The sequence below is a fragment of the Tessaracoccus sp. ZS01 genome, from assembly GCF_022342445.1.
Lineage (GTDB): Bacteria > Actinomycetota > Actinomycetes > Propionibacteriales > Propionibacteriaceae > Arachnia.
The window spans coordinates 34,175-60,930 of sequence record NZ_PQFE01000018.1 but is presented as its reverse complement, the minus strand read 5'-3'; the positions used below and the strand labels follow the sequence as shown (position 1 = coordinate 60,930).

The window sequence follows — 26,756 nt, the reverse complement described above, 5'->3', positions numbered from 1 at the left end:
GCTCGGTGGGGCGGGCTGCCCTGCGGCGGGGGCGTCGGCGTCGAAGAGCTTCACGCCGTAGGAGTGACTCACCGTGGCGCCGTTGCGGACGATGCCACTGACGGTGACCGTGTAGGTGTGCACCGCGGCACCCACCGGCTTCGGCAGCAGACCCAGCTCGAAGACCAGCGTGGGGTTGCCCATGCCGCCGGCCAGCGGCTGCTTGGTGACCTGCACGGGGCCGTTCGGCCCGGACACGCTCACCTTGGCGTTGTCGAACTTCGTCGAGGAGTTGCCGGTCAGCGACCAGCGCCCGTTGGGCTGGATCTGCGTGGGGAAGTAACCGGCCGTGGGCCAGGGGATCCAGGTGGGGTCCGGGTTGGAGCGGTTGTCGTTGGGGGTGTTGATGACCCAGAGGGCGTTGGAGTTGGTGGTCGAGCCGCTGCCCATGGTCGTCGTGTGCGGGCGCATCACCCAGCGACGGTGGCCCACGGCCGTGTTCGACGCGCCAGGCTCAGACATGTACAGCGCGATGGCGCCCGCGCCGGAGCCGGAGCGCACCGCGCCGAGCGCGAGGTTCGAGCGGCCGGCGGCCTCCTTGCCCTGGGCGCTGATGCAGCGCCAGGAATCCGTCGGGTAATGGTCGAGCCGCTTGTTGGCGCTCATGATGAGGGCCGCCTGTTGCGCCTTGGCGGACAGCGCGGCGTCGAACTTCACCGCGGCGAGGCCACCCATGGCGCGGAAGTAGTTTACGGCGTCGAGCGTGGCCTTCTGGGCGGCGGCGCTGGGGGCACCCGCCGCGCAGGTGTCGAGGTTCCCGGTCCAGTCCTGCTGCACGGCCAAGGCCGGCTTGAGCTGCTGCTGATAGGCAGCGCGGACGGATTCGATGTTGGAGATGTCTATCGCGGTGGCCGCCCGGGAAGACTGCAAACCCATCCCGGAGAGGATGAGCACAGCCCCCAAAGCAGAGGACAAAAGAGCATGCAGGCGCACTGGGGAAGATCCTTCTGCGAACAAGATTTACCTACGGGGAGGGGTCGCTCGACGACGAGTGCCGCCTGTGACGGTACACAAGGTGGACGCGAAGGGTGCAGTCAAACCGTAAATCTAATGTCTTACGACCTCAACCTCAGGTTAATACTCCGGGCCGGTATCGCCGGCATCGGGGTGGCCTTGGTGGGGCGACCCACCTCCTGGCACCTGACGACTTTGTCAGTCCAAGAGCGGTTCAGATGAGCGCCAGGTTGGCGTCGCGGTGGGAGATCCCTGCCTGACGCAGGCACGATTCCAGCACCCGCATCACTTCCAACGTGTCGTCCAGCGGCATCGTCGGCGACTCCGTGCAGCCCTCCCTGATCCGCTCCGTGACCTCGGCGAACTCGTGGCTGTAGCCGCGGCCGATGGGCATGGCCTCGATGATGCGGGGCAGGACGCCGTTGCGGTGGATCGTGATCATCGACGGATGGTGGAACCGCGGCTCCACCTCTATCCAGCCCTTGGTGCCGATGATGACCATCCGGGCCGGGCCGTGGCCATCGAACCCGACCGCCAGCGACGACAACCCGCCCCCGGTGTGCGCGAGGCTGATACTCGCGGCCCGTTCCACGCCCGTGGGGTACAGGCGCGTCATGCAATCCACGGACTTGACGTTGCCGAGGAACGCCTGGGCGAAGTTGACGACGTAGACGCCCAGGTCGAGAATGGCGCCGCCGCCCAGCTCCTTGGCGAAGAGACGGTGGTCTGGCTGGAACTCGCGGTACGCGTAGAGGTCGCCCTGCACCGAGACGACATCGCCGATGCGGCCCCACGCCACCACCTCGCGGGCGGCCTCGACCACCGGCAGGAAGCGGGTCCACATGGCCTCCATGGCGAACACCCCCTGCTGGCGGGCCGCCCTGACGATGTCGCGGGCGCCGGAGAGCGTGGCGGTGAAGGCCTTCTCGACGAGGACGGCCTTGCCGTTGGCGATGGCCATGAGGGCGACGTCGCGGTGCTGGGGGTGCGGCGTGGCGATGTAGACGACATCGACGTCATCGGAGTGCAGCATCTCGGCGTAGGAGCCGAAGGCCTTGGGGATGCCGTGCTTGGCGGCGAACGCCTGGGCCGTGGCGGTGGTGCGTGACGCGACGGCGGTCAGTTCCGCACCGGGGACGAACTGGAAGTCTCCAGCCACCCCGTGTGCGATAGCTCCCGTGCCGACGATGCCCCAGCGAACCGTATCCATGGCAGAAGGGTAGTCCTCTCGATAATTGTGTGGTGGGTGTTTGACTAGGCTCTGCGCCGGCCGATGAGATAGAGCCGGTCCCGCTCCGCTCCGCCGCTGACGAGGTACGACTCGGATTCCAGGCCCGCCGCGGACATCGCGCGGCGGATCTCGGCGGGGTCGTGCAGCACCAGCGGCACCGCCACCTCTTCGCCGTCCCACTGCGTCACCGGTTCGACGGCGTTACCGACGTAGACCGCCAGCGCAAGCACGCCGTCGGGCAGCAGGGTCTGGGCGAGGTGCCTGAGGGTGGCCGCGAGTTCGCTGGGCGCGAGGTGGATGAAGGAGTACCAGGCCAGGATGGCGCCCCAGCCCGCGTCGTTGCCCGGCCGCAGGAGGCGGCGGAAGTCGCCCACCTCGAACTCGACGTCGAGGTTGCGCTCGCGGGCCACCTCGATCATGCGCGGCGCGAGGTCGAAACCGGTGGGCAGCGCGCCGGCCTCCGCGAGGAGGAGCGTGGTGTCGCCCAGGCCGCAGCCGATGTCGGCGGTCTGGTGCGGGCCTGAGAGTTCGGCCACGTGCGCAATGAACCAGTCCTCGAACGCCGTGGGCGACATCGGGTCCGGCTCGAGGTCTGCCAGCGCCTCGTAGGCCACGACCATGGCCCCGTCACGGGCGTCGACCCCCTCCGCCAGGATCTGCTCGCGGTCCACGGCGGCCTCAGGGCCGACCTCGGGCGGGATGTCGCCCAGGAGGTGGAGCCAGCGGTGGTCCTGGTGGCCGGCCTTGCGCTCGAGCTGCCGCACCAGCGGCTGTTCGCGCTGCGCCATGCGCTGCAGGACGGCTTCCACCGCTTCCCTGTCGGCGAAGCGGTGCAGCCTGTCGGTGCGGGCCTTGAGCTCCCCCGGCGCCTGGGGGCCGCGGAGCAGCAGCACGGTCAGCAGGGCGCGCTCGTCGTCGGGCAGCGCCAGGGCCTCGACGGCGCTCTGCGAGTACTTCAGGGTGCGCTTGCCGTAGTCCAGCCACGTGATGCGGGCCAGCCCCCGGTCCTTCAGGGAGCGCACGGCGTCCTGGACGGTGCGCTCGTCGTAGTCGACGACGGGCTCGCGGCTGCTGGACTGGTTGCAGGCGGTGCGCAGGGCGTTGAGCGTCAGCGGATAGCTGGCCGGGACGGTGATCTCCTTCTCGAGGAGGCACCCCAGCACGCGCTGTTCTTCTGCGGTGAGGATCGGGAGCGCGGTCACGGGCCCGACATTACCCGCTGGGGCCGGGCGCCGTCGGGGCGGGTGCGGGGGTCGCCCTGGCGACCCGAATCTTGATTCGGCGTCGTCCACAGGGCTGAACCCAGCAATGAACCACGACCTCCTCGTTCAATGCTGGATTTGGCGCCGTCCACAGGGATAAACCCAGCAATGAACGACCGCCTGCTCGTTCAATGCTCAGCCTGATTCCACGCGCCGGGACTGCCCCCAGCGCTGGCGCGCACGTCAGCGAGCAACGGCGACCCGCTGCCCACCCCCTCGCGCTGGCTGCCCCGCCCAGCGCAAGCACCCAACAGCCCAGACCTGACGTGCTCAACTCCCGCGGACTGAGCGCTGCACGTGTGGGTGGTGAGTGCCAGCTCTGAGCGACGGCAGCAACGCGCGACCGGTGCGCGGCGGACGACCCTCGCATCCAGGCCCCGGGCGAACTATCCTGATACGCGGTCCTCAGGAGGTTCTTACACATGGGTCGCATCGTTCAGAAGTTCGGCGGCAGTTCGGTTCAGGACGCGGAGTCCATCAAGCGCGTCGCCCGCCGCATCGCGCGCACCCGCGGCGAGGGGCACGACGTCATCATCGTCATCTCCGCCATGGGTGACACCACCGACGAGTTGATGGACCTGGCGCTGCAGGTCTCCCCCAGCCCCAAGTCACGCGAGCTCGACATGCTGCTGACCACCGGCGAGCGGCAGTCCGCCGCGCTGCTGGCGATGGCGCTGTCGGACCTCGGTGTGGAGGCGGTGTCCTACACCGGATCACAGGCCGGCATCCTTACCACCCCCACGCACGGAAACGCGCGCATCATCGACATCACTCCGGGCCGCGTCGTGAAGTCGCTCGAAGAGGGCAGCGTCGTGATCGTCGCCGGCTTCCAGGGCGTCGCCCAGACCACCAAGGACGTGACGACGCTCGGCCGCGGCGCGTCGGACACCACCGCCGTCGCGCTCGCCTCCGCGCTGGGCGCCGACTACTGCGAGATCTATTCGGATGTGGACGGCGTCTACACGGCGGATCCGCGCATCGTGAAGTCCGCCCGCCAGATCAGCGAGATCGGCTACGAGGACATGATGGAGATGGCCGCCAGCGGCGCCAAGATCCTGCACCTGCGCTGCGTCGAGTACGCGCGCCGCGAGGGCGTGCCCGTGCACGTGCGTTCCTCGTTCACCGACAAGCCCGGCACCTGGGTCAAGAGCCAGGATCAGATCACGAAAGACGGAGCCATGGAAGAAGCCATCATCACCGGTGTCGCCCACGACCGCACCGAAGCCAAGATCACCATCGTCAACGTGCCGGACCGGGTGGGCGAAGCCGCCAGCATCTTCCGCGCGATCGCCCAGGCCGATATCAACATCGACATGATCGTGCAGAACATCTCGCGCCTGTCGGACGCCGCCACGGACATCTCGTTCACCCTCCCCATGGACCTGGGCGCCAAGGCCATCGCCGCGCTCGACGCCATCAAGGACGAGGTGGGCTTCGAGGAGGTGCTCTACGACGACCAGATCGGCAAGGTCTCGGTGGTGGGCGTGGGCATGCGCTCGCACCCGGGGGTCTCCGCCACGTTCTTCGACGCGCTGGCCAAGGCGGACGTGAACCTGCAGATGATCTCCACCTCGGAGATCCGCATCTCGGTGATCGTCGGTGCCGATGATGTCGACGACGCCGTGCGCGCCGCCCACAGCGCCTTCGGGCTCGACGGCTCGGACGAGGCCACGGTCTACGCGGGCACCGGTCGCTGACCCCCCCTCGGCCCCCGTCCCGGCGCTGGGCGCCGGGCAGGCCGAAGGGTGCTCCCTGCGGACCCGGGGCTAGAGTTCCTGCATGACCATTCTGGGGCGACGACACTTCCTGGCCGCGGCCGCCGTCGTGCCGCTGACGGCGTGCGTCAGCACCCAGCCGCCGGCGCCCCCGGGCGAGAGCCGGACGGGGAGCCCCGCCTCCACGCCGGAGCCCAGCCCCACGGTCACCCATCCGTTCGGGCTCACGGTGCCCAGCAGCGTCAAGGCCGTCATCTTCGACGGCGCGTTCGGCGTCGGCTACGTGCGCGACGCCGCCACCGCCATGCGGAAGACCTATGGGGGCCTGCGGGTCCAGGTGGCCGCGAGTAGCGACATCACCGCAGACGTGGCGCCCCTGTTCGCCGACGGCGCCACCCCGCCGGACCTCGTCGACAACTCAGGCAGCCACCAGCTCGCCGTCGCGGACATCGTCGACGAACTCCTTCCGCTCGACGACCTGATGTCGTCCCTCAACCTGGAGGGCGTCCCCATCGAGGAGACGCTGTATGGCGGCGTGGTGCAGGCCGGCACGTTCAACGGCCGCCACGTGGCGCTGGATTACGCGCTGAGCGTCTACGGACTCTGGCACTCCGCCAGCCACTTCGCGGCCCAGGGCTGGGCAGTGCCCACCGCCTGGGACGAGCTGTTGGAGCTCGGCGAGCGGGCCCGCGAGTTGGGTCAGGACCTGTTCGTGTGGGGCGACGACGCCGCCGGCTACTACGCCGAGCTGGCCATCTCGTCGGCCATCAAGGAGGGCGGCCACGACGTGCGCCGCGCGCTCGACAACCTGGAGCCCGAGGGCTGGTACCACCCCGCAGTCACAGGCGTGCTGCAGTCGCTGGCGGAGTGCGTGGCCGCGGGCTTCGTGCGCTACGGCGGGGCGTACGTGGACGCCCAGGCCGAGTGGTCGCAGTACCAGAAGGCCCTGTTCTACCCGTCGGGGTCCTGGATCGCCAGGGAGATGGACGGCCGCACTTCGCAGGGCTTCGAGATGACGGTGGCCCCGGTGCCCGCGCTCACGGCCGCGCCGACGCTGCCCTGGTCAGCCGCGCACGCGCAATCGATCGAGCAGTTCATCGTGCCGAAGAACTCAGCGAACCCGGCCGGCGGACAGGAGCTCCTGCGGACGCTGCTGTCGAGGGAGGCCGCGGAGTCGTTCGCACGGAACAACCTGGTGCCCACGGTCGTGCGCACCACGGTGCCGGCAGACCTGGAGTCGACGGCGTTGGCCGCGCAGACCCGCCTCCTGGCAGATGCCGGGGAGGACGTGTACTCGTGGCGCTTCGTGTCCCACTATGGCCTGTCCGAGGACTACAACCGCCTCTGGGGGCAGTTCCTCAGCGGCGACCTGGGCGCGCAGGCGCTGGCCGAGGAGCTGCAGGCGTTGTCGGACGCCGTGCGCGAGGATCCGGAGATCCCCACCTACACCGTCGACTGAGCGCTACCGCCCCCTGCGGCCGGTGCCGAAGATGCTGCGCACGATCTCGCGGCCGGCCGTGCGCATGACGTCCTTGAACACCGGCGACTTCGTGACCTGCTCGATCAGCGACGGGTTCTCCCGCTCGTAGCGGCGCCGCTCGGCCTCCGCCTGCTTGCGTTCGCGCTCCAGCCGGGCCAGCTCGCGCTCGTTCTCGCGCTGCTGCTTCTCCCACTCCTGCTGGGTGCGCTCGTGCTCCTTCTGCGCGGCGGCCTCGGCCTCCGCCCGCTCCGCCTCGAGCCGTTCGGCCTCGGCCTGCGCCGAGCCGGCCTCGAGCCGGCGGGTCAGGATCTCGTAGGCCGATTCCCTGTCCACCGCCTGGCCGTACCGCGCGAACAGGGGCGACGCCTCCACCGAGGCCCGCAACTGGGCCTCGGGCGTTGGCGACATCGAGGAGGCCGGCGCCCAGATCCGCGTCCAGGCCACCGGGGTGGGCGCGCCCTTCTCGCTCATCACGGTCACGACGGCCTCGCCGATGCCCAACTGCTGCAGCACCTGCTCGAGGTCGTAGTGGGAGTGCGGGTAGGTGTCGACGGTGGCCTTGAGCGCCTTCGCATCGTTGGGCGTGTGGGCCCTGAGCTGGTGCTGGACGCGCGAACCGAGCTGGGCCAGCACGTCGTCGGGCACGTCCTTGGGGGTCTGCGTGACGAAGAACACGCCGATGCCCTTGGAGCGGATCAGCCGGACGGTCTGCGTGATGGCCTGGAGGAACGCCTTCGACGCGTCGTTGAAGAGCAGGTGGGCCTCGTCGAAGAAGAACACCAGCTTGGGCTTGTCGAGGTCGCCGACCTCGGGCAGCGAGGTGAACAGGTCTGCCAGCAGCCACATCAGGAACGTGGAGAACAGCGCGGGCTGCGTGGCGAGTTGCGGCAGTTCCAGCAGCGACACCACGCCGCGGCCGTCCGGCGCCACCCGCAGCAGCTCCGAGGGCTCGAACTCGGGCTCGCCGAAGAAGACGTCGCCACCCTGGTCCGAAAGGGTCACGAGCGAGCGGAGGATCACGCCGGCGGTGGCCGTCGACACCCCGCCGATGCCCTTCAGCTCCGGCTTGCCCTCATCCGAGGTGAGCCATTTGAGCAGGCCGACGAGGTCCTTGAGGTCGAGGAGCAGCAGGCCGTTCTTGTCGGCGTAGTGGAACACCAGCCCCAGCGAGGATTCCTGCACCTGGTTGAGGCCCAGCACCTTGGACAGGAGGATGGGCCCGAACGACGACACCGCCGCCCGCACCGGCACTCCGATGCCCTGCCCGCCCAGGGCGTAGAACTCGGCGGGGAACGCCGTCGGCTGCCAGGGCTGGCCCTGCTTCTGCGTGCGCGCGAGGATCTTCTCGTTCGATTCGCCCGGCGAGGCCATGCCGCTGAGGTCGCCCTTGATGTCCGCGGCGAAGACGGGTACACCGGCCACCGACAGCGCCTCGGCCATCACCTGCAGGGTCTTGGTCTTGCCCGTGCCGGTGGCCCCGGCCACCAGGCCGTGCCTGTTGAACATCGACAGGGGGATGCGGATGGGCACGTCGACGGCGGGCTCTCCGTCGACGAGGACGCCCAGCGTCGCTGCGGGTGCCTCGAAGGTGTAGCCGGCCCTGATCTGGTCAGTCGGTGCTGCATCGTTCACGTCCGCATCGTCCCACAGACCCCCGTCGAAGGGGCGTGTTCACGCAGTACGGGGGCACCTCTGGGCGCCGCGGGCTCCGGGCGGCGGGCGGGTTGGGTAGGCTGGCGGCGTGATCTTCAAGCGAGTCGGCGATTCCCGCCCCTACCCGGACCACGGGTACACCCAGAAGCAGTGGATCGCGATCGCGCCCCATCAGGTGCGCCTCGACGAACTCGTGACCACCAAGCGCACCCTGGATCTGGAGGCGCTGCTGGAGGAGGATTCCACCTTCTACGGCGACCTCTTCGCGCACGTCGTGTCCTACCGCGGCGAGCTCTACCTGGAGGACGGGCTGCACCGGGCGCTGCGCGCCGCGCTCCAGCAACGGCAGACAATGCACGCCAGGGTCCTCGAGTTGAAGTAATCTCCCACCAGGGAAACTCCTCGACGAAAGCGAATGTAAACAAGTGCGCATCTTCCGCCTGATAGCCACCCCGGTGATTCTGCTGGGCCTGCTGGGCTTTCTCGGGTGGGGTTTCCTGTGGGGTTGGCGCGAACTCACCGCGCCGCTGCCGACGACACCGCCCACGCCGTGCGTCACTGAAGCCACGGAGTTCGTCAACCCCACCATGGTGTTCGTGCACGTGTACAACGGCGGCTTCACCACCGGGCTGGCGCGTCGGATCGGCACGCAACTGACCGACGGTGGGTACAACGTGGTGAGCGTCGACGACACCGAGGAGACCATCAAGGAGACGGTGATCCGCGGCAACAAGGATCAGTACCCCGCCATGCGGCTGCTGATGTCGAACTTCATCGACCCGAAGATCGAGTACGACGACCGCATCGACGGCACCCTCGACGTGCTGGTCGGCACCGCCTGGCAGGGCTACGCGCCCACGGAGCAGATCATCTACCAGGTGTCGTCCGCGGGTGGTTCGATCTGCAGGCCGCCGGTGGCCACGGACGAGTCGGCGTCTGCGTCCCCGTCCCCCTCGCCGACGACGGAGAGCTGAGCCCGTCGCACGCACGCCCGTAGCCTCGGCTCCGGGGCCCACAGAAACATTGAACCCCCGGAATCTCTTCCGGGGGTTCGTCGGCGGTGATGGAGGGATTTGAACCCCCGGTAGGTTGCCCTACTCTCGCTTTCGAGGCGAGCTCTTTCGGCCGCTCAGACACATCACCGCAGACCAGTGTAGTGATTCCCACCGGTGATCACCAATCGTGGTTTGCCAGCCACCCGCGCCCGGCGCGTACAGTAGGCCGGTGCGTGAAATCTCGGCCCTCCTCCGTGTCCCGGGACTCCCGCTCATCTTGGCGGCCCAGCTGGCCGCCCGGTTCCCGGCGGGGATGTACACGCTGGGGATCCTCATGCACGTGGAGCGGGCCCAGGGCACGTACACCGCCGCGGGCCTGGTGCTCGGCGCGTTCTCGGCGGCCATGGCTGTGGCCGGGCCGCCGGTGTCGCGGCTGCTGAGCCGGTTCGGCACCTTCCGGGTGCTGCTGGTGTGCACCCTCCTGTCGGTCACCGCCTTCTCCGCGCTCGCACTGTTCCCCACCCTCCCCCTGTTCTGGCTCATCGTGCTGGGCGCCCTGGGCGGCGGCACCGTCCCGCCCGTGATCCCTGCGGTCCGCACCCTGTACCCGCGGGTGACCCCGCGCCCCCTCCTCACGACGCTCTTCAGCTTCGACGCCGCGCTGCAGGAGGTCATCTGGGTCATCGGCCCGGTGTCCATCACCATGCTGGTGGCCGCGTTCGACACCACCGTGGCGCTGCTCATCGTGGTGGCCGTACAGATCGTCGGCGGCCTCGCCTTCATGCTGGCCCCGGCGGTGCGCACCATGAAGATCCCGCTGACCGACCGCAAGCTGGGCCGCGTGCTCCAGAACCCGTCGGTGATCCTCATGATGGTCACCTCGGCGCTGTTCCTGGGTGCCTTCGCCGCCGTCGAGGTGGGTGTCGTGGCCAGCTTCGACGAGGGCTCGATCCTCGCCGGCATCGTGCTGGGCATCACGTCGTTCGGGTCGCTCATCGGCGGGCTCGCGGCGGGCAACCGGCCCATCTCGCGCTGGTCGCTGGCCCTGCGCACGATGATCATGGTGGTCGGCCTGGTGTTGGCCGCGATCCTGACCGGCTTCTGGGGCCTGACCGCCGCCTTGTTCATCGCGGGCGTGGGCATCGCGCCGGCGCTGGCGGCGGTGTCCTCGGTCATCGCCGGCAGCGTGCCGTTCGCCGACACCGCGGAGGCCTACGGCTGGATCGGCACCGGCCAGTTGCTGGGCACCTCTGTGTGCGCCGCCGTCGCCGGCGTGGCGATCGACGCGGTGGGGGCGCCCGGCGCGCTGTTCATCGCCGCCGGGGCCGGCGTGCTGGCGCTCGTGGTGGCCATCGTGTTCCGCAAGGCGCAGCCGGATCTGCGCGGCGGCATCTCCATCCTCGACTGACCTGGTTCAGGCGCTCAGCTGTCATGACCGGACAGGTGGGTTCCCCTAGCGCTTGGCGGCGAAGAACCGCTCAAGAATGGCGGCGCATTCGGTTTCCAGCACCCGCGAGGTCACCGTCGGGCGGTGGTTGAGCCGGGGGTCGCGCACCACGTCCCACAGCGACGAGACGGCGCCGGCCTTCTCGTCGAACGCGCCGAACACGAGGTGCCCGATCCGGGAGGCGACGATGGCCCCGGCGCACATGGTGCAGGGCTCCAGGGTGACCACGAGCGTGCAGTCCGTGAGCCGCCACTCCCCCACCGCCTGCGCGGCGCGGCGGATGGCGACGACCTCCGCATGCGCGGTGGGGTCCCCAGTGAGTTCCCGTTCGTTCCCGGCGGCGGCGATGACCTCGCCCGCCGGGTTCAGGACGACGGCGCCGATGGGCACGTCGCCGTGCGCTTCGGCGGCCGACGCCTCGGCCAGCGCGCGACGCATCGCGTCATGCCAGCGCGTGCCCACGGCGTCGGTCAGTCGTCGAAGGACTCGACGGCGCGCTCGAACTCCGCGCCGATCTTCAGCTTCTTCGCGATGACGCCGAGGAGGACGTCGGAGTCCTCGTCGTAATCCGTGGCGATGGCCTCCATCTCGAAGCCGCGCAGACCGCTGGCTGCGTAGATCTCGAGGTCGCCCAACGGGAAGGAGTCGTCGTCCTCGTCCGGCACGTCCTCGCCGAGGTAGTCGACCACGTCGCGGGCCAGGGGCCAGTCGTTGGCGGCCGTCGCGTCGGACAGCAGCACCTCGACGGTGCGGCCGCGCACGCGGCACAACACGAAGAACTCGCCGGCCACGGAGACCCAGCCGTCGGCGCCGGAGTCGCCTGGGAGGCGGCTCAGCTGACGGATGAGCTCGTCGAAGTCGTTGGCGAGGTCGTAATCCATGGGCACCGCAGTGGCCTTACCGTCTTCACGGTAGAGCGCGACCACAAGGTCGACGTCGTCCTCGGTGGCGTCCTCGAGGTCGTCACCGTCGTCGTCGAAATCGTCCAGATCAGCGTCGTCTGTTTCCTCGACGTCGTTCTTCAAGTCGAACGGCTCCGCATCCTCATCGAACACGTCCACAACCCACTCCTTCCGACGAACCCAGGTGCCTCGCCCATCCTTGCACGCTTCCCCGGAATGAGACAGCGCGGGGGGCAACCCGCTACGCGGAAGTGCCCGGATGTGCGAAGGTTGGTCCCGTGGAACTACACGTCGTCGAACACCCGCTCGTCCATCACAAGCTCACGGTCCTGCGGGACAAGAACACTCCGCAGCCGGTCTTCCGGTTGCTGGTGGAGGAGCTCGTCACTCTGCTCGCCTACGAGGCGACCCGCGGGGTGCGCGTCCATGAGGTGCAGATCGAGACCCCCGTCGCCCCCACCACCGGCGTGAAGCTGGCGCAGCCGGCACCGCTGGTGGTGCCCATCCTGCGCGCCGGGCTCGGCATGCTCGACGGCATGCTGCGCCTCGTGCCCACCGCGGAGGTGGGCTTCCTCGGCATGATCCGCGACGAGAAGACCCTGCAGCCCATGACCTACGCGGAGCGCCTCCCGCAGGACCTGTCCGGCAGGCAGTGCTACGTCCTGGACCCGATGCTCGCAACCGGCGGCTCACTCGGCGGCGCCATCCAGTACCTGGTGGACCGCGGAGCGGACGACATCACCGCCATCTGCCTCACCGCCGCGCCCGAGGGCGTGGAGAAGCTGCAGCACCTCCTGGGCGACCTGCAGGTGCCGTGCCGCGTCGTGGTCGCCTCGCTGGACGAGCGCCTCAACGAGGCCGGCTACATCGTGCCCGGCCTGGGTGACGCCGGCGACCGCCTGTACGGCCTGGCCGAGTAGGCACACCCCTCCGCTCGACGCCCGCGTGGGGGTCGATAGGTTGGGGTCATGGCCAAGCGAGCGTCAAAGGGGTGGATGACCAACCAGCACGGCGCCTGGGCGATGATCATCGTCCCGTTCCTCGCCGGGCTGATCCTGGTGGCCCCCTACCGCTCCCTCGACGGTGGCGACGCCGCGCTGGGTGTCACCTGGCTGATCGGGTACTTCGCCTACCACGCACTCACGCTGGCGCTGAAGGCCGCGCCGCGCCGCCGCCCCTCGTACTATCCCGCCGTGGCCGTCTACGGCGCCATCGCGGTCGTCGCGGGCCTTGTCACCTTGTGGTTCCGGGGCTGGTCGCTGCTGCTCTGGGCGCCGGTGTACGCCGTCCTGCTCGGCAGCGCGCTGTGGTTGGCTGCCTCCAAACGGGAGCGCACCGTGCTCTCCGGGGTGCTCACGATCGTCGCCTCCTGCGGCCTGATGGCGGTGCTGCGCAGCACCGCGGGGGTGGACTTCGTCCGGGCTGACGAGGTCGCCGTCATGGTGGCCATCACGGCCTACTTCGTGGGCACGGTGCTGCACGTGAAGGCACTCATCCGGGAGCGCAACGACCCCCGCTCGGCGAAGCGGTCGCTGTTCTACCACGTGGCGCTCGGCGCGCTGGTGCTGGCGGCGGCCATCGTCGGCTGGCTCGGCTGGGGCTGGCCGGTGTGGGCCGCGGCCCTCATCGTGCGCGCCTGGTGGCTGCCGCGGCAGCGTCGCTCGCCGGGGCAGATCGGCGTCGTCGAGATCGTGGCGTCGGCATGGGCGTTGCTGCTCGTGCTGTTCTGAGCCACCCTCCACTCCCAGCGCACGCTTGGACACATCCCCTACTCTGAGGCGAGATCAGAAAGGGGGCCATCGTGGTTCTAGAGGGTATGGGCGCGATCGTCGCCGAGGGTGGCATCGGCTTCCGGGTGTGGGCGCCGAACGCCGACAGCGTCAGCGTCACCGGCGACTTCAACGGCTGGGACACCACGGCACATCCCCTCACCCGTGAGAACGACGAGGGCTACTGGTACGGCTACGTCGAGGGAGCCGAAGCCGGGCAGGAGTACAAGTACTTCCTCACCAACGGCAGTCTCGAACTCCACCGCAACGACCCCTACGCCCGCGAGGTGACGAACTCCGTCGGCAACACCGTCATCGTCGACCCCCTCGATTTCGACTGGGAGGACGACAGCTTCGAGCCTCCGGCGCACAACGAGATCGTCATCTACGAGGCCCACGTCGGTTCCTTCTTCACCAAGAGCGACGACACCGGCAGCTTCACGATGATGGCCGAGAAGCTCCAGCACGTCCTGGACCTGGGCTGCAACGCCATCCAGCTCATGCCCATCGCCGAGTTCGCCGGCGACCTCTCCTGGGGCTACAACCCCGCCCACATCTTCGCCGTCGAATCCACCTACGGCGGCCCGCGCGCCTACCGCGAGTTCGTGAAGCAGGCGCACCGCATGGGCCTGGCCGTGATCCAGGACGTCGTCTACAACCACTTCGGCCCGTCAGATCTGGACCTGTGGCAGTTCGACGGGTGGCAGGAGAACGACAAGGGCGGTATCTACTTCTACAACGACCACCGCTCCAGCACCCCGTGGGGCGACACCCGCCCGGATTACGGCCGGGCCGAGGTGCGTCGCTTCATCCACGACAACGCGCTGATGTGGCTGCGCGAGTACCGCGTCGACGGGCTGCGCTACGACATGACGCCGTACATGCGCTCCGTGGACGCCACGGGCTTCGACATCATCGACGGCTGGACCCTGCAGTCCTGGATCAACCGCGACATCCGCACCCAGTTCCCGAAGGCGCTGCTCATCGCGGAGGACATGCACTCCAACCCGCTGGTCACCGGCCTGGACCACGACGGCGCGGGCTACCACGCGCAGTGGGACCCCAACTTCGTGCACCCGGTGCGCAAGGCGCTGCAGGAATATGACGACGCGCACCGCAGCATCGACGCCATCGCCGACGCGCTCACCTTCAACTACGACGGCGACGCGTTCCGCCGGGTGGTCTACACCGAGTCGCACGACGAGGTGGCCAACGGCAAGGCGAGGGTCGTGGCGGAGGTCCAGCCCGGCGACCAGCAGGGCTGGTTCGCGCAGAAGCGCTCGACGCTGGGCGCCGCGCTCGTGATGACCGCGCCGGGCATCCCCATGCTGTTCCAGGGCCAGGAGTTCCTCCAGGGCGACTGGTTCCGCGACGACGTGCCGCTCGACTGGCATCTGAAGCGGGAGCATCACGGCATCGTGCAGCTCTACGCCGACCTCATCACGCTGCGGCGCAACCTGTTCGGCGAGTCGCAGGGGCTGCAGGGTCAGGGCGTCAACGTCTTCCATCGCAATGATGACGCGAAGGTCATCGCGTTCCAGCGCTGGTACGACCACGGCATCGGCGACGACGTCGTGGTGGTGGCGAACTTCTCTGGCGAGGTGCGCGACGACTACCGCATCGGGCTGCCGTCCGGCGGCAGGTGGGAGTTGAAGCTCAATTCCGATGCCACCCTGTACTCCGACGACTTCGGCGACCACCCGTCGGGCGACCTGCACAGCAACGACGAGGGCCAGGACGGGTTCGGCGCCAGCGCCACGCTCACCATCGCCCCGTACTCGGTGCTGGTCTACAGCTACGCGGGCTGACGACTCGCCCTAGGCTCGGGTCATGGACGAGGCACAGCGGATCGACGCGTTCTGGCAGTGGTGGGGGCGGCATTCAGCCGCGTTGGGGTCGCTGCTGGACACCGGCGCCGAGGAGGCTGCGGTCCGCACCTACGGGCCGCTGCTCGCCGAGCAGCTCGACGCCGTCGACTCGCGCCTCGGCTACCGCATCGACGACAACGCGGGGCGCAGCCGTCGCACCCTCACCATCTCCGCGCACGGGCAGCCGTGGCTGATGGCGCTGGCCCGCCGGGTCCGCGACGGCGCCCCCGCGCCGGATCGGCACTGGACCTACTCCAACTTCATCAAGCGCTCACCGGAGCCGCTGGACGTCACCTTCGACATCGACGGGCTCGCCCTCGAGTTGGCCGACACCCAGATCGCCTGCCGCGACATGGCGCGCCGCATCGACGTCGGCGTGTGGCACCCGTTGTTCGAGCCCTTCACCGCCGAGCAGCGGGCGTCGCTGGCCGCTGCCATGGTCGACGTCGCGCTGGGCGAGGAGCATGTGCAGTGCTGGGTGGGTGGGCTCGAGGCCCTGGACAGCCCGCCGGAGAACCCTGTCGACCTCGTGGCGCTGCGGCGCTTCGTCGACGATGTGCGCACCCGGTTCGTCGAGCTTCCGGACGTCAGCCCCTGGACCACGGTGCAGGGCACCCGCTACGACGGCAAGGAGCTCCACGCGCGCATCAGGGTGCCGCTGTGCGTGGCGCGGGAACCGCTGCTGGAGAAGGTCGTCACCATCCGGCTCCGGCTCGAAGACCTGCGGGGCCCGGCGGCCGACGAGGTCGAGGAGATGATCAACGAGAGCATCGGGGCCGACGGCGAACTGGTCGCCGTCGAAACCCTCAACAGCCTGCGCACGTGGTACTCCTACGTCCGGCCCGACACGGAGGCGACGCAGCGGCTGCTCGATCTCGCCACCGCGCTCGCCCTGCCGGTGGAGGCGGCCAACGACCCCACCTGGGAGGTCGTCTCCCACCTCAGCTGAGCAGCCGGCGGCGGGCCTCCATCAGGGCGAAGCCCTGGATGTTGAGGCCGGGCCAGCGGGCGGGATCCAGAGCGGCGGGGTCCTCTGCCGACAGGCCGATGCCCCACACCCTGTCGATGGGCGAGGCGTTGACCAGCACCGCGCGCCCGGTGGACCTCAGGTGGTCGGCCAACTGCGGATCCGCGGCGAACTTGGCCACGTTGGCGGCCACCGCCACCTCGAAGCGGTGCGACTTCCACACCTCGTCGTTGAACGGCCGGACGGTGCGGCCGATGGCCCGGGCCGTCGTCGGCGACTCTGCCCTCAGCACGCGCTGTGCGGAATGGGTGTCGCCGAAGAGGGTCGCCTTGCGCCAGGCGAGGTAGTGCTCGACGGTGCGGAAGAGCTCACCGTCGGACTCGAACGGCGCGGGATAGTGCTCGCTGAGGCAGCCGTTGTCGACCTGGCCGGGGTGTTCCGGCACGTGGCCGTGGAACAGCAGCAGATCGAGCCCGGCGCCCGCGGCGAAGGCAGTTCGGAGTTCGGCGACTGAGTAGGGCTCCAGGATCACCATCGACCCTCACTTCCACACGGTAGGTCTACCCGGTCACCCTACTGAGCGCCGAGTCGATTGGAGCGTGGTCCCCGAGAGGTCAGACGTACTACTTTCCGGCGCTCCGCGGGGAGTCGTCGCTTGTCAGACGCGGGTGCGTCCCTTGCGCTGCCGCGATGGCTCAGTAGTAGTACGGGAACTTCGACCAGTCCGGCCTGCGCTTCTCCAGGAAGGAGTCGCGGCCCTCCACGGCCTCGTCGGTCATGTAGGCCAGGCGGGTGGTCTCGCCCGCGAAGATCTGCTGGCCGACCAGCCCGTCGTCGATGGCGTTGAAGGCGTACTTGAGCATGCGCTGAGCGGTGGGTGACTTGCCGCAGATCTTGGCGGCCCATTCCAGGCCGACGTCCTCGAGTTCGGCGTGCGGCACCACCCGGTTGACCATGCCCATGCGGTGGGCGTCCTCGGCGTCGTGGACGTCGCCGAGGAAGAAGATCTCGCGCGCGAACTTCTGCCCCACCTGGCGGGCGAGGTAGGCCGAGCCGTAGCCCGCGTCGAACGAGCCGACGTCGGCGTCGGTCTGCTTGAACTTGGCGTGTTCGCGCGACGCCAGCGTGAGGTCTGAGACCACGTGCAGGGAATGACCGCCGCCGGCGGCCCACCCGTTGACCAGGGCGATGACGACCTTCGGCATGAAACGGATCAGGCGCTGGCACTCGAGGATGTGCAGGCGGCCGAGCTTGGCGGCGTCGACGGATTCCGCCGTCTCACCCTCCGCGTACTGGTAGCCGGCGCGGCCGCGGATGCGCTGGTCCCCGCCGGAGCAGAACGCCCAGCCGCCGTCCTTCTCGGACGGCCCGTTGCCCGTCAGCAGCACGCAGCCGATGTCGGACGAGGTGCGGGCGTGCTCGAGCGCCTGGTACAGCTCGTCGACGGTGTGCGGGCGGAACGCGTTGCGCACCTCCGGCCGGTCGAACGCGATCCGCACGGCGGGCACGTCCTTGGCGCGGTGGTACGTGATGTCGGTGAACTCGAAGCCCTCGACGGGGGTCCACAGCTCTGGGCGGAACGGGTTGCTCATGCGCCCACCCTATCGAGCGGGGCTCGGCGTCGTCGCAGACCCGGGGTCGACGTCGCAGACGCGGGGTCGACGTCGCAGACGCGGGGCGGACGTCGCAGACGCGGGGCGGACGTCGCAGACAGAGGACCGTCTGCGAGGGCAGCCAAGGTCTGCGACGTGGGCCCGAGCGTGGGAGCTGGTTCGCGCCCGTTGGCGGGTTGGGTCAGAGGTAGCCGCGACGGACGGTCTCGCCCAGTCTGTCGGGGAAGTTCGTGATGATTGCGTCCACGCCCATGTTCTTCAACCACAGCGCGTCTTCGTCGTTGTTCACCGTCCACGCATGCACCTTGATGCCCCGCTCGTGGCACAGCCACACGAAATCCGGGTTGCGCAGCGCCAGGTAATGCGGGTGCACGGCACCGGCGCCGAACCAGGCGGCGTACTCCCACGGCTCGTAGAGGCCGTCCGAGAACAGCAGGCCGAGGTGATCAGGCGACACCCGGCCGCGCAGGTTCGCCAGGCCGCGGTGGTTGAACGACGAGAACAGCGTCTGGTCCAGCATCCCTGCATCCGTGACGGCGGTGAGCACGTCGTCCTCGATCCCCGGGTAGAGCTCGACGGTGTTCTTCAGCTCGACGTTCACCATCGCGTCGGTGCCCTTGACGAGGTCGAGCACGTCACGCAGGAGCGGGATCTTGGTGTTACGACGGCCGGGGAAGCCGTGCGAGAAGTCTGCGCCGTGCAGTTCCTCCAGCGTCTGGTCCACGACCTTGCCGAAGCCGTTGGACGTGCGGTTGATCGCCTCGTCGTGGACGACGACGAGCTGCCCGTCTGCGGTGCGCTGGACGTCCAGTTCCAAGCCGTCGGCACCCATCTTCAGGGCGAGCTCAAATGCCGGCATGGTGTTCTCCGGTGCGTATGCCGATGCACCTCGGTGGGCCCAGATTGCAGTCACGCCCTCCATCCTTTCACCTCTCGGCGAGCTGGGCATCTTCTGAACGGCCTCAGCCGAACAACACCATGTTGTTGAAGACCCATTCGTTGCGCTGGGTGAAGGCATACCCCCCACCCGCTTGTGCCGACGCCGCGTACACCGTCGCCATGGTGTAACTGCGGCACCCGCCCTGGCCGGTGCGTGCCGTGTCGCACTCCGTGCGCCACTGGCGGCCGGCGGAGGCGAACCCGGCGTCGTTGTGGTTGGCCAGCGGGTTCTGACCCCACTGCGCGCGGGTCATGTGCGGCAGGTACGTGAGGTTGTTGAACGCCCAGCCGCTCTTGCGGACGAACTCGCCGTCCTCGATGACCACGACGGTGGCCCAGATGTCGGTGCGGCAGCGCTCCGTGCGTGAGTACGGTTCGCAGGTGGTCATCCAGTCGCGCCCGTTCAGCGTGTGCTTCCCGGCCTCCGTGTACGGGGCGGTGGGCACGAACGGCTTGCGCGTCGGGGCGGTGCTCGTGGGGCGGGGGGTCGTCGGCTTCGGGCTCGACGACTTGCTCGGCGACGGCGACGCGGAGGGCGACGGCGAGGGTGACACCGAAGGCGAAGGCGAGGGCGACGGCGAAGGCGAAGGCGAGGGCGACGGCGAGGGTGACACCGAAGGCGAGGGCGACGGCGAGGGAGAGGGAGAGGGCGAGGCCGGGCAGGCGACCTTGGCATCGGCCCAGTCGCCCCGATCCCACCAGGCCGCCTCTGTCTGCCCGCCGTTGACGACGCCCTCTGCCGGATCGAGCTCCAACTCCAGCTCCGACACCCCCGTCACGTCGACGTCCACGGCCGCGGTCTGGCCCTTCAGCAGCACGTCGCTCTCGAACAACAGCGCACCGTCTCCCCATGCCCGGAAGATGATTGACGGAAACTGCTGCGGCCCGCTCATGGTGTCGTCCGGGCCCACGACGGCGCTGAACCGGCTGCACTGCTCGCCCAGCAGGAACGACACCGTCGACGGCGCCTGCATTCCCAGCCCCTTCTCGTAGGCCACACCCGCCATGCGGATGGGTTGCGGGGTTTCGCCCGGCTGGCTCACCTCCCGGTCACGCTGCACCGGGAACGCCCCGGAATCCTCCGCGAGGAAAGGCAGGTCCGACAGGTAGTGGTCGCCGGGGGCGGGTGGCTCCACATTGGTGGCGTCGGCGCCCAGCCGCAGTTCCGCGGCCGTGCCGAACTGGTGTCCGCCCGCCGCCTGCGTCCAGGACTCGTCGATCTGGAACCGGATGAACGGCCCCACCGTCGGGGCGGTGAAGTCGATGGTGGTCGCGGCTGCGCTGTTGGGCCGTTCCCCGGACGCGACAACGGTCGCGTTCGACCAGTCGTCGTCGCTCGCCGAGGCGTAGACGGTGTAGCGCTTCGCGCGCCCGTTGACGCTGTCCTGCCGCGGCACGTACAGCAGTGACTCGACGGTGTGCCCGCCGGCCACGCGCAGCGTCACCCAGTGCGGCGGCGCGGGGACGTCGGTCCCGTCCCAGCGGGAGTGCCAGAACGTGCCGGTGTCGCCGTCGTTGACGTTGGCGGCAGCGCCGTCCTCACCCACCGTCTCCTGGCTGGACCAGCCGGTGACCGTCACGTCACCGCGCGGCAGCCACGGGTCCGGCGGCGGCTCCGGCAGCGGGCGGTCGACGGCGGCCTGGGCCGCCCGCGCGAGTGCCACCACGTCGCCGCGGGGCGTCGACCAGATGCCGGTGCGGTCCGTCGAGGCCAGCCAGGGCTGGGCTTCGTCGAACCAGTCGAAGGACTGCACGGCCCCGCCCGTGGTGAGGGCGGTGCGGTGGGCGTCGAAGAACTTCTCCCAGCGGGGCTGGTAGTAGGTCCCGACGAGGCCCTGGTGCTCGCGGCCTGCGTAGTCACCGAGCCCGCTCGCGTGCCCGGAGCGCTGCGCCCACACGGTGAGCAGGGTGCGCTGGCTCCTCTCGAAGGCCGCCGCCTGCTCGACGGTGGCGCCGGCGCTGCGGGCCTCGTCGAGCAGGCGCCCGAGCAGACTGATCTCCTGCGTTCCTGCGAGGTGGTCCACCAGCGCCATGTTCTCGAGCCAGCGGGCGGTGAGTTCGTCGAACTGCGCTGCGCCGCCGAGGTTGAACGCGTTGCGGATCTCGGGCAACAGGACGCGCCCGTGGTTGCTGAGCACCTGGCGAGCGACGTCCATCAGGTCGTAGCGGTAGGCCGGGTTGTCGCCGAGCCTCTCGGCGGCGGCGAGGAGCCGGGGCAGGGCGGTGGCGAACTCGGCCAGGTCATAGGTGGAACGTGTCGGCGACCACTGCGACGAGGTGGCCGCCGTCAGCGACGGGATCGCGGCGTAGAGGCTGTCGTGGGCCTCGGCGAAGTCACCGCTGGTGGGGAGGGTGTAGGCGGTGCGGCTGACGATCTGCCATGCCGCCACGGCGTCGGCGTCGCGGGAGCCGTAGCGCTTGAAGACGTAGTCGGACCACCACTGGTCGATGTCGACGGGGCCGGTGGTCCAGGCGAGGTTGGCGAAGAAGTCGAGTGCCGCGCCGTTGTTGTCGCCGCCCTCCGGCATTGCGGCGAGGCCGCGCATGGCGCTCCCCGCCTGGTCCTTGAAGCGGAAGTAGTCGGTGTTCCAGCGGGTGAGCTTGGCGCCGATGGTGGTGTCGCCGCCGTAGTTCCAGATGGTGCCGTACGCCCAGGGCCGGTTCAGCCAGGCAGCCTCGCGGCTGCTGCCGGGGTGGCGGTCCGTGATGCCGTCGACGATGAACGTGGTGGCGGGGTCGACCGCGCCCATGATGTCGTTCTGGGGGTTGGCCTGCCAGCCGAGGAACACCCAGGTGGCGCCGGGGTTGGCAGTCTGGAGGGCCTGTTCGATGCGCCTGGTCGCGGCGGGGATGTCGGCCGTGCCGCGCTGGCCGCCCTCGTGGAGGAGGTCCATCTTGTACATGGTGGAGCGGCCGAGGCGGGCGGCCGACGACTGGTAGAACTTCGCCGCGACGGCGGGGAACGCCGGCGAGTTGGGGTCCAGCCAGTCGGGGCGCTGGAAGCCCACCCAGCCGCCCTGCGGCACGACCACCGCTCCCGGGTTGCGGGCCACGAAGCCGGGCGGGACGGTGCCGAAGTAGCCCGGCAGCACGGGAGTCATGTCGAGTTCGCGGAGCCGGTCCGCGATCCGTCGGCCCAGCGCGGCACGGGCCTCGATCGAGGCCTCCGTCGTGCCGGCGGGCCAGGCGGCCATGTTCTGCAGCAGCCACCACGGCTGGTGCTCCGGGGTCGGGATCCACGCGGCGGCCTCGGCGGCGGTGTAGCCGAACTGCCGCAGGACGTCGAAGTAGACGGCCTCGGAGCCCACCGGCATGAACACCTGGTTGAAGCCGAGCGCGGCCAGTTCGTCGATCAATCGCTCCCACTGCTCGAAGGTGCGGTGGGCGCCGGTGTAGCCATCTTCTGTGTCGTTGCCGTAGTAGCGGGCGGCGACATTGGCGGTCCGGCCGAGTTCGCCGTCGGGCAGCGGGTAGGCGACGGCGGGGTCGACGTTGCGCACCGTGTAGCTGAGTGACTGCCCGATGCTGCCGAGGTAATGGTTCAGGCCGGCCACCGCCGTCGAGGGCGTGGAGGCGGTGACCCTGATCTTGTCGCCGCTGGCGCTGACGGAATAGGTGTCCTGCCCGGACGGCGGATCGGCGGGCACGGTGATCTCGAACCGGTTCGCGGCGGTGCCGAGGATGCGGGTGAACGCGTCGCGGGCTGCCTGCTCCTGCGCGTTGGAGGGGGCCGACGGCGGGGTGTCGGTGGCGTGACCGGTTGCCGCCGCGCTGGGCGGCAGGACAAACATGGTGGCGGCGAGCGCAGCCGACAGCAGCGCGGTGATGGTGGCGTTCCAGATCTTCACGTGGGCCCCTCGGCGGCAGAAGTGTGAACGTCAGCTAAGCATCCGGCTCCTCCACCTCGGGAGGGCCACGGCCGAATCGCGCCGGCCCGTTGAGCGGTCGGGGTGCACCGGGTGAAAGTTATGCTCCGACTACGGCTCCTGCATGAGGAGCACCGAGATTCGCCGAAAGGAAAGATCATGAATCACAGAATCGGCACCTCCATCATCGCCGCCATGGCAGCCCTCGGGCTCGCCGCATGTTCCGGCACCCCAGGGGAGTCGACGACGCCCTCCGCCTCCGTCGAAGCCCCCGCAACGGACACCACCACCACCGCCGAAACCGGCACCGAGTCGGCGTCGGCCGACCCCACCACCGAGTCCGCCTCCGCCGACCCCAGCGCGGACTCCGACGCGTCGACGCCGGCCGGCACCGACGCCCAGCAGCCGGTGGCGGACGCCTGCGCGAGCATGTCCGGCCCCCTCGCGGACGCGAGCAACGCGATCGCTGACATCGCTTCGGTCGGCACCACGGATCCGCAGGTAGCCGTGGACACCTGGACCGAGTTGGTCGAGGCCTACCGCACGGCCGCGGACAACGTGGTCAACCCGGAGGTCAAGGCGGCCGCCAGCGCCGTGCAGGAAGACGCCACGAAGATGCGCGACGCGATCCAGAAGGTCTACGTCGACCAGGACATGAGTGAGATGGGAGACGTCACCGAGGCCACCACTGAGTTCGGGGCCTCCATGGCGGAGTTGCAGGCGCTCTGCACCGGCTGAGTCCACGTTCATCGACGCGGGAGCCCGCTGACGCCATCTGTCAGCGGGCCATCCCGAGGAAGGTCATGAGGAGTCGCTCCAAGTCGACCATCTGCTGGCTGGAGAGCCTGCCGACGCGCACCTGCACGTTACTCCGCCTCACCGTTGTCAGCTTGTCGACCATCACGTCGCTGTCCTGGGACAACCCACCCGCGCCACCTGCGGGGATTCGCAATCGCAACAGTGGAGCGTCGATGAGCCTCGTGGTCAGGGGCACGACGGTCACCGAGTCCGTTTGATCGAAGACATCATCCTGAACGATGATCGCCGGCCGCGGTTTCGAGGCGTAGACACCGCCCGCCACCGTCCATAGTTCGCCGCGTTTCACTCCTCGTCCCAGTCGACGGAAACGGCCTCGATGAAGTCCTGCTCGTCATGTCTGCGGTCAGAGTCCGCCACTAGGGCGGCCTGGCGACGGGCTTCACGAGCGAATTGCTCCGACCGCACGTCCGGCACCCACACCTGCACCGCACGATACCCGCGAGCCCGCATTCGCTCGCGGTACTGACCCACCCTGTCGCTGACGCTCATGGATCCATGTTACATGTAACGCTTTCCCGCGACAAGAGGCTCATGTGGCGGCGTTAGGTTCGCGCGGGGCCGGGGCCGACGCGGATCAGATCAGGCTGGCTGCCTCGTCGAATGCGAGGCGCGGGTTCCGCGGGAACGTGCCGTCCTCGGCGACATGGCCGATGTTGACCACCATGAGGCTGCGCAGCGACGTGCCGGGGAAGAACTCCCGGTCGAGGCCTGCGAGGTCGACGCCGCCCATCGGGCCGGCGTCGAGCCCGACGGAACGCACAGCGAGGATGAACCCGCCGGCCTGGAGCCACGCGTTGTTACGCGCGAACGCCTCGCGCATCGCATCGTCGGCCTCGAACCGGTCGCGCGCTCCGGCAGACTGGGGCGAGACGACGGGCAGGTGCTCGTGGAAGTCGATGTCAGCGGCGAGGATGGCCACGACGGGAGCCGACTCCGACTTGTGGCGGTTGAACTCCGCCAGCAACGGCAGCAGGCGGGACTTCGCCTCGGGAGTGCGCACGAACGTGATCCGCAGCGGCTGGCTGTTCATGGCCGTGGGGGTGAACTTCGCCAGTTCGTACACCTGAGCCAGCTGCTCGTCGCTGACCGGCTCCGACGTGAAGCGGTAGGCGGTGTGCCGCTCGGTGAAGATGCGGCTGGCGGTGATGTGCTCGGGCGGGGCGACCAAGGTCATGCAGAATCATCCTTCAGAGAGGTAGTTGATCCTTCTACTATATCTCACGATCCGGAAACGGCCGTCTAACAGGGAGGCGGCTGAGCCGCGAGCGTCAACTCCGCCCGAAGTCCGCCCAGTTCCGAGTCGCCCAGCGCAACGTCGCCCCCGTTGTCGCGGGCGATCTCCTGAGCGATGGCGAGCCCCAGACCGCTGCCCCCGGCTTCACGCTGGCGCGCCTCATCGAGGCGGACGAACCTCTCGAACACACGCTCCCGATCCCCCGGCGCGATCCCCGCCCCGTCGTCCTCGACCACGACCCGGGGCCCCGCAACCGTGATGCGAACTCGGGAGCCGGCATGCCGCACCGCGTTGTCGACGAGGTTGCGCAGCACCCGCTCCACGGCCGGCCCGTCCACCGTCGCTTCGCCTTCCCCCATCACCTCGAGCGCCACCCCGGCGCGGCGCGTACCCGCCACCAGCTCCGCCACCGCCCGCAGATCGGTCAGACGACGACGTCCACCCGCCGCCCCGACCCGGGCCAGCAGCAACAGGTCGTCGACGAGTGCCTGCATCCTCAGCACTTCCGGCTCCAGCTCGGCCGCCAGCTCCCCCGTCGGGAAGGCGTCGGGATGTGACAGGGCCACTTCGATGCTCGCCCTGAGTGACGACAGCGGCGACCTGAGCTCGTGCGCGGCATCCTCCACGAATCGGCGTTGCCGCGACGCCGCCCGATCCAGTCGATCAAGCATCTCGTTGAGCGTGCGTGCGAGCGCGGCGAGCTCGTCATCCGCGTCGGGCACCGGCAACGCCCCGGGCCCACCCTCACTCGCCACCCGTGCGGCGGCCACCCGGAGCTCCTCCACTGGGCGCAGCGCCCTGCCCAGTGCGAGCCAGATGAGTCCAGCCAGCGCGAGGGTCAGGATGGGCACGACCCCGACGAGCGATACGCGAAGCGCCCCGAGCACCCCCTCCACGTCGCGCAGCGGCAGCGCGACCACCACGGTGACGCGCTCCCCTCGCCAGGTCGCAGTCCTGGCGGCGATGCGGGCGCGGTCGTCGTAGGCGGTGGGCAAGGTGACCCCGGGTCGCTCCGTGGCGAGCGCTGCCTCCTCGGCGCTCAGCAGCGGCAGCGTTCGGCTGGCCGACGCGGAGCTCGACACCACCAACCCATCGGTGTCGAGCACCTGCGCGATCTCTCCGGGCTGGGTGACGGGGAGCGGATCCGGGAGCCGGTCGTCGGAAGCGAGCCGGGCGATGGTCTCCACGCGGGCGGTGGCAGCGCGGTCGAGTTCGGCGACGCGGCTGGAGGAGACGACGGCGGTCAGCGCGACGGCGCCCAAGGACAGCCCCACCGCCAGCAGGCCGGCTGTCAGCAGGGTGAGCCGTAGACGCAGCGACAGCCCTCCCCACCGCACGGGGCCAGTCATCCGACGGCCCGGTAGCCGGCGCCCCGGATGGTCGAGATGACGTCGCGACCCAGTTTGCGCCTCAGGTAGCCGACGTAGACCTCAACGACATTGAGGTCCTCGCCGGTGCCCTCCCAGACGTGGTCACGCAGCTCCACCTTGCCGACCACGCGGTCGCTGTGGCGCATCAGGTATTCCAGCAACGCCACCTCGCGGGCGGTCAATTCCACCGCCGCGCCGCCCAGCGTGACGGCTCGGGTGGACGGATCAAGGGTGAGCGCACCCACTTCGAGCACGGCCGGCCTGGCGCCGGAGGGTCGCCGAACCAGAGCCCGGAGCCTCGCCACGAGCACGACGAACGAGAACGGTTTGGTGAGGTAGTCGTCTGCACCGAGGTCGAGGGCGTCGGCCACGTCGTATTCGCCGTCCTTCGCGCTCAGCATCAGCACCGGGGTCCAGACGCCGCGCTTCCGCAGCTCAGCGGTCACCGCGTACCCGTTGCGCCTCGGCAGCATGATGTCGAGCACGATGGCGTCGTAGTCGCCGTGGGTGGCCAACGTGAGCCCCGCGTCACCGTCGTGAGCGACGTCCACAGCGAAACCCTCAGCGGTCAGTCCCCGTTGGAGCGCGCGCGCGAGGGTGCGCTCATCGTCGACCACCAGTACGCGCACGGCT

At 69.4% G+C, this 26,756-nt stretch carries 25 protein-coding genes and 1 tRNA gene; 10 read left to right on the top strand and 16 right to left on the bottom strand.

Features of this window, described 5'->3' with window-relative positions; all coding sequences use genetic code 11:
• The 3 genes from C3E87_RS12855 to C3E87_RS14990 form a co-directional block, all read right to left on the bottom strand.
• The coding region (locus C3E87_RS12855) for a CAP domain-containing protein (protein WP_198928312.1) at nucleotides 1-915 on the bottom strand (915 nt) is incomplete at its 3' end.
• A gap of 292 nt (nucleotides 916-1,207) precedes the next feature.
• A complete protein-coding gene (locus C3E87_RS12850; protein WP_076063549.1) occupies nucleotides 1,208-2,203 on the bottom strand; it encodes a Gfo/Idh/MocA family protein in 996 nt (331 codons plus the stop codon).
• Between the two features lie 44 nt (nucleotides 2,204-2,247).
• Nucleotides 2,248-3,426, bottom strand: a complete 1,179-nt coding sequence (locus C3E87_RS14990; RefSeq protein ID WP_083665653.1) for a DUF480 domain-containing protein — start codon at nucleotides 3,424-3,426, stop codon at nucleotides 2,248-2,250.
• Nucleotides 3,427-3,908: 482 nt separating this feature from the next.
• On the opposite strand from C3E87_RS14990, the gene C3E87_RS12840 reads away from it, so the two are divergent.
• A complete protein-coding gene (locus tag C3E87_RS12840; RefSeq protein ID WP_076063547.1) occupies nucleotides 3,909-5,183 on the top strand; it encodes an aspartate kinase in 1,275 nt (424 codons plus the stop codon).
• A gap of 82 nt (nucleotides 5,184-5,265) precedes the next feature.
• The gene (ngcE, locus tag C3E87_RS12835; protein WP_076063544.1) at nucleotides 5,266-6,660 is read left to right on the top strand and encodes an N-acetylglucosamine/diacetylchitobiose ABC transporter substrate-binding protein; all 1,395 of its coding nucleotides are present in this window, start codon (nucleotides 5,266-5,268) and stop codon (nucleotides 6,658-6,660) included.
• 3 nt (nucleotides 6,661-6,663) lie between these two features.
• Here ngcE and C3E87_RS12830 read toward each other — a convergent pair whose 3' ends face one another.
• Nucleotides 6,664-8,313, bottom strand: coding sequence for a helicase HerA-like domain-containing protein (locus C3E87_RS12830; protein WP_198928311.1), 1,650 nt, complete (start codon nucleotides 8,311-8,313; stop codon nucleotides 6,664-6,666).
• Nucleotides 8,314-8,422: 109 nt separating this feature from the next.
• On the opposite strand from C3E87_RS12830, the gene C3E87_RS12825 reads away from it, so the two are divergent.
• The gene (locus tag C3E87_RS12825; RefSeq protein WP_076063541.1) at nucleotides 8,423-8,716 is read left to right on the top strand and encodes a type II toxin-antitoxin system VapB family antitoxin; all 294 of its coding nucleotides are present in this window, start codon (nucleotides 8,423-8,425) and stop codon (nucleotides 8,714-8,716) included.
• A gap of 43 nt (nucleotides 8,717-8,759) precedes the next feature.
• The gene (locus C3E87_RS12820) at nucleotides 8,760-9,308 is read left to right on the top strand and encodes a LytR C-terminal domain-containing protein (RefSeq protein WP_076063539.1); all 549 of its coding nucleotides are present in this window, start codon (nucleotides 8,760-8,762) and stop codon (nucleotides 9,306-9,308) included.
• Nucleotides 9,309-9,392: 84 nt separating this feature from the next.
• Here the strand turns inward: C3E87_RS12820 and C3E87_RS12815 are convergent.
• Nucleotides 9,393-9,477, bottom strand: a tRNA-Ser gene (locus tag C3E87_RS12815).
• A gap of 81 nt (nucleotides 9,478-9,558) precedes the next feature.
• On the opposite strand from C3E87_RS12815, the gene C3E87_RS12810 reads away from it, so the two are divergent.
• The gene (locus C3E87_RS12810) at nucleotides 9,559-10,737 is read left to right on the top strand and encodes an MFS transporter (RefSeq protein WP_076063536.1); all 1,179 of its coding nucleotides are present in this window, start codon (nucleotides 9,559-9,561) and stop codon (nucleotides 10,735-10,737) included.
• A gap of 45 nt (nucleotides 10,738-10,782) precedes the next feature.
• Here the strand turns inward: C3E87_RS12810 and tadA are convergent, their stop codons facing one another.
• On the bottom strand, nucleotides 10,783-11,214 hold the full coding sequence (gene tadA, locus C3E87_RS12805) for a tRNA adenosine(34) deaminase TadA (RefSeq protein WP_083665652.1): 432 nt from the start codon (nucleotides 11,212-11,214) through the stop codon (nucleotides 10,783-10,785).
• A gap of 32 nt (nucleotides 11,215-11,246) precedes the next feature.
• Nucleotides 11,247-11,837 carry a tRNA adenosine deaminase-associated protein gene (locus tag C3E87_RS12800; protein WP_076063533.1) on the bottom strand — a complete coding sequence of 197 codons (591 nt, stop codon included), beginning with the start codon at nucleotides 11,835-11,837 and terminating at the stop codon, nucleotides 11,247-11,249.
• 119 nt (nucleotides 11,838-11,956) lie between these two features.
• On the opposite strand from C3E87_RS12800, the gene upp reads away from it, so the two are divergent.
• The 4 genes from upp (at nucleotide 11,957) to C3E87_RS12780 (ending at nucleotide 16,264) form a co-directional block, all read left to right on the top strand.
• Nucleotides 11,957-12,598, top strand: coding sequence for a uracil phosphoribosyltransferase (upp, locus tag C3E87_RS12795; RefSeq protein ID WP_076063531.1), 642 nt, complete (start codon nucleotides 11,957-11,959; stop codon nucleotides 12,596-12,598).
• A gap of 48 nt (nucleotides 12,599-12,646) precedes the next feature.
• Nucleotides 12,647-13,408, top strand: a complete 762-nt coding sequence (locus C3E87_RS12790) for a YwiC-like family protein (RefSeq protein WP_076063528.1) — start codon at nucleotides 12,647-12,649, stop codon at nucleotides 13,406-13,408.
• 71 nt (nucleotides 13,409-13,479) lie between these two features.
• Complete coding sequence (locus C3E87_RS12785) at nucleotides 13,480-15,255, top strand: alpha-amylase family glycosyl hydrolase (RefSeq protein ID WP_233120808.1); 1,776 nt, start codon at nucleotides 13,480-13,482, stop codon at nucleotides 15,253-15,255.
• Between the two features lie 22 nt (nucleotides 15,256-15,277).
• Entirely contained in the window at nucleotides 15,278-16,264 is a 987-nt protein-coding gene (locus tag C3E87_RS12780) for a hypothetical protein (protein ID WP_076063524.1), read from the top strand.
• On the opposite strand, the gene C3E87_RS12775 is transcribed toward C3E87_RS12780, so the two are convergent.
• The 4 genes from C3E87_RS12775 to C3E87_RS12760 all read right to left on the bottom strand — a co-directional run bounded on the left by C3E87_RS12775 (nucleotide 16,257) and on the right by C3E87_RS12760 (nucleotide 22,682).
• Nucleotides 16,257-16,817, bottom strand: coding sequence for an NADAR family protein (locus tag C3E87_RS12775; protein ID WP_076063522.1), 561 nt, complete (start codon nucleotides 16,815-16,817; stop codon nucleotides 16,257-16,259). The two genes, C3E87_RS12780 and C3E87_RS12775, sit on opposite strands and share 8 nt — an antisense overlap.
• A 160-nt stretch (nucleotides 16,818-16,977) precedes the next feature.
• Nucleotides 16,978-17,874: a 1,4-dihydroxy-2-naphthoyl-CoA synthase gene (locus C3E87_RS12770; RefSeq protein ID WP_076063520.1), complete on the bottom strand. Its 897-nt coding sequence runs from the start codon at nucleotides 17,872-17,874 to the stop codon at nucleotides 16,978-16,980.
• 202 nt (nucleotides 17,875-18,076) lie between these two features.
• Complete coding sequence (locus C3E87_RS12765) at nucleotides 18,077-18,808, bottom strand: glycerophosphodiester phosphodiesterase (protein ID WP_083665651.1); 732 nt, start codon at nucleotides 18,806-18,808, stop codon at nucleotides 18,077-18,079.
• 49 nt (nucleotides 18,809-18,857) lie between these two features.
• Nucleotides 18,858-22,682: an alpha-N-acetylglucosaminidase TIM-barrel domain-containing protein gene (locus C3E87_RS12760; protein WP_076063515.1), complete on the bottom strand. Its 3,825-nt coding sequence runs from the start codon at nucleotides 22,680-22,682 to the stop codon at nucleotides 18,858-18,860.
• A 177-nt stretch (nucleotides 22,683-22,859) separates the two neighbouring features.
• Here C3E87_RS12760 and C3E87_RS12755 point away from each other — a divergent pair, with 177 nt between their 5' ends.
• Nucleotides 22,860-23,438 (top strand): hypothetical protein, encoded by a 579-nt coding sequence (locus C3E87_RS12755; RefSeq protein ID WP_076063513.1) that lies wholly within the window; start codon nucleotides 22,860-22,862, stop codon nucleotides 23,436-23,438.
• 40 nt (nucleotides 23,439-23,478) lie between these two features.
• On the opposite strand, the gene C3E87_RS12750 is transcribed toward C3E87_RS12755, so the two are convergent.
• The 5 genes from C3E87_RS12750 to C3E87_RS12730 all read right to left on the bottom strand — a co-directional run bounded on the left by C3E87_RS12750 (nucleotide 23,479) and on the right by C3E87_RS12730 (nucleotide 26,752).
• Nucleotides 23,479-23,805, bottom strand: coding sequence for a type II toxin-antitoxin system PemK/MazF family toxin (locus C3E87_RS12750; protein WP_076063511.1), 327 nt, complete (start codon nucleotides 23,803-23,805; stop codon nucleotides 23,479-23,481).
• Nucleotides 23,802-24,008 (bottom strand): antitoxin MazE family protein, encoded by a 207-nt coding sequence (locus C3E87_RS12745; RefSeq protein WP_076063509.1) that lies wholly within the window; start codon nucleotides 24,006-24,008, stop codon nucleotides 23,802-23,804. The genes C3E87_RS12750 and C3E87_RS12745 overlap by 4 nt, the downstream gene beginning before the upstream one ends.
• A gap of 85 nt (nucleotides 24,009-24,093) precedes the next feature.
• Nucleotides 24,094-24,693 carry a malonic semialdehyde reductase gene (locus C3E87_RS12740; RefSeq protein ID WP_076063506.1) on the bottom strand — a complete coding sequence of 200 codons (600 nt, stop codon included), beginning with the start codon at nucleotides 24,691-24,693 and terminating at the stop codon, nucleotides 24,094-24,096.
• Nucleotides 24,694-24,758: 65 nt separating this feature from the next.
• Nucleotides 24,759-26,102, bottom strand: coding sequence for an ATP-binding protein (locus C3E87_RS12735; RefSeq protein ID WP_076063504.1), 1,344 nt, complete (start codon nucleotides 26,100-26,102; stop codon nucleotides 24,759-24,761).
• Nucleotides 26,099-26,752 (bottom strand): response regulator transcription factor, encoded by a 654-nt coding sequence (locus C3E87_RS12730; protein WP_076063502.1) that lies wholly within the window; start codon nucleotides 26,750-26,752, stop codon nucleotides 26,099-26,101. The genes C3E87_RS12735 and C3E87_RS12730 overlap by 4 nt, the downstream gene beginning before the upstream one ends.
• Nucleotides 26,753-26,756 lie beyond the last annotated feature (4 nt).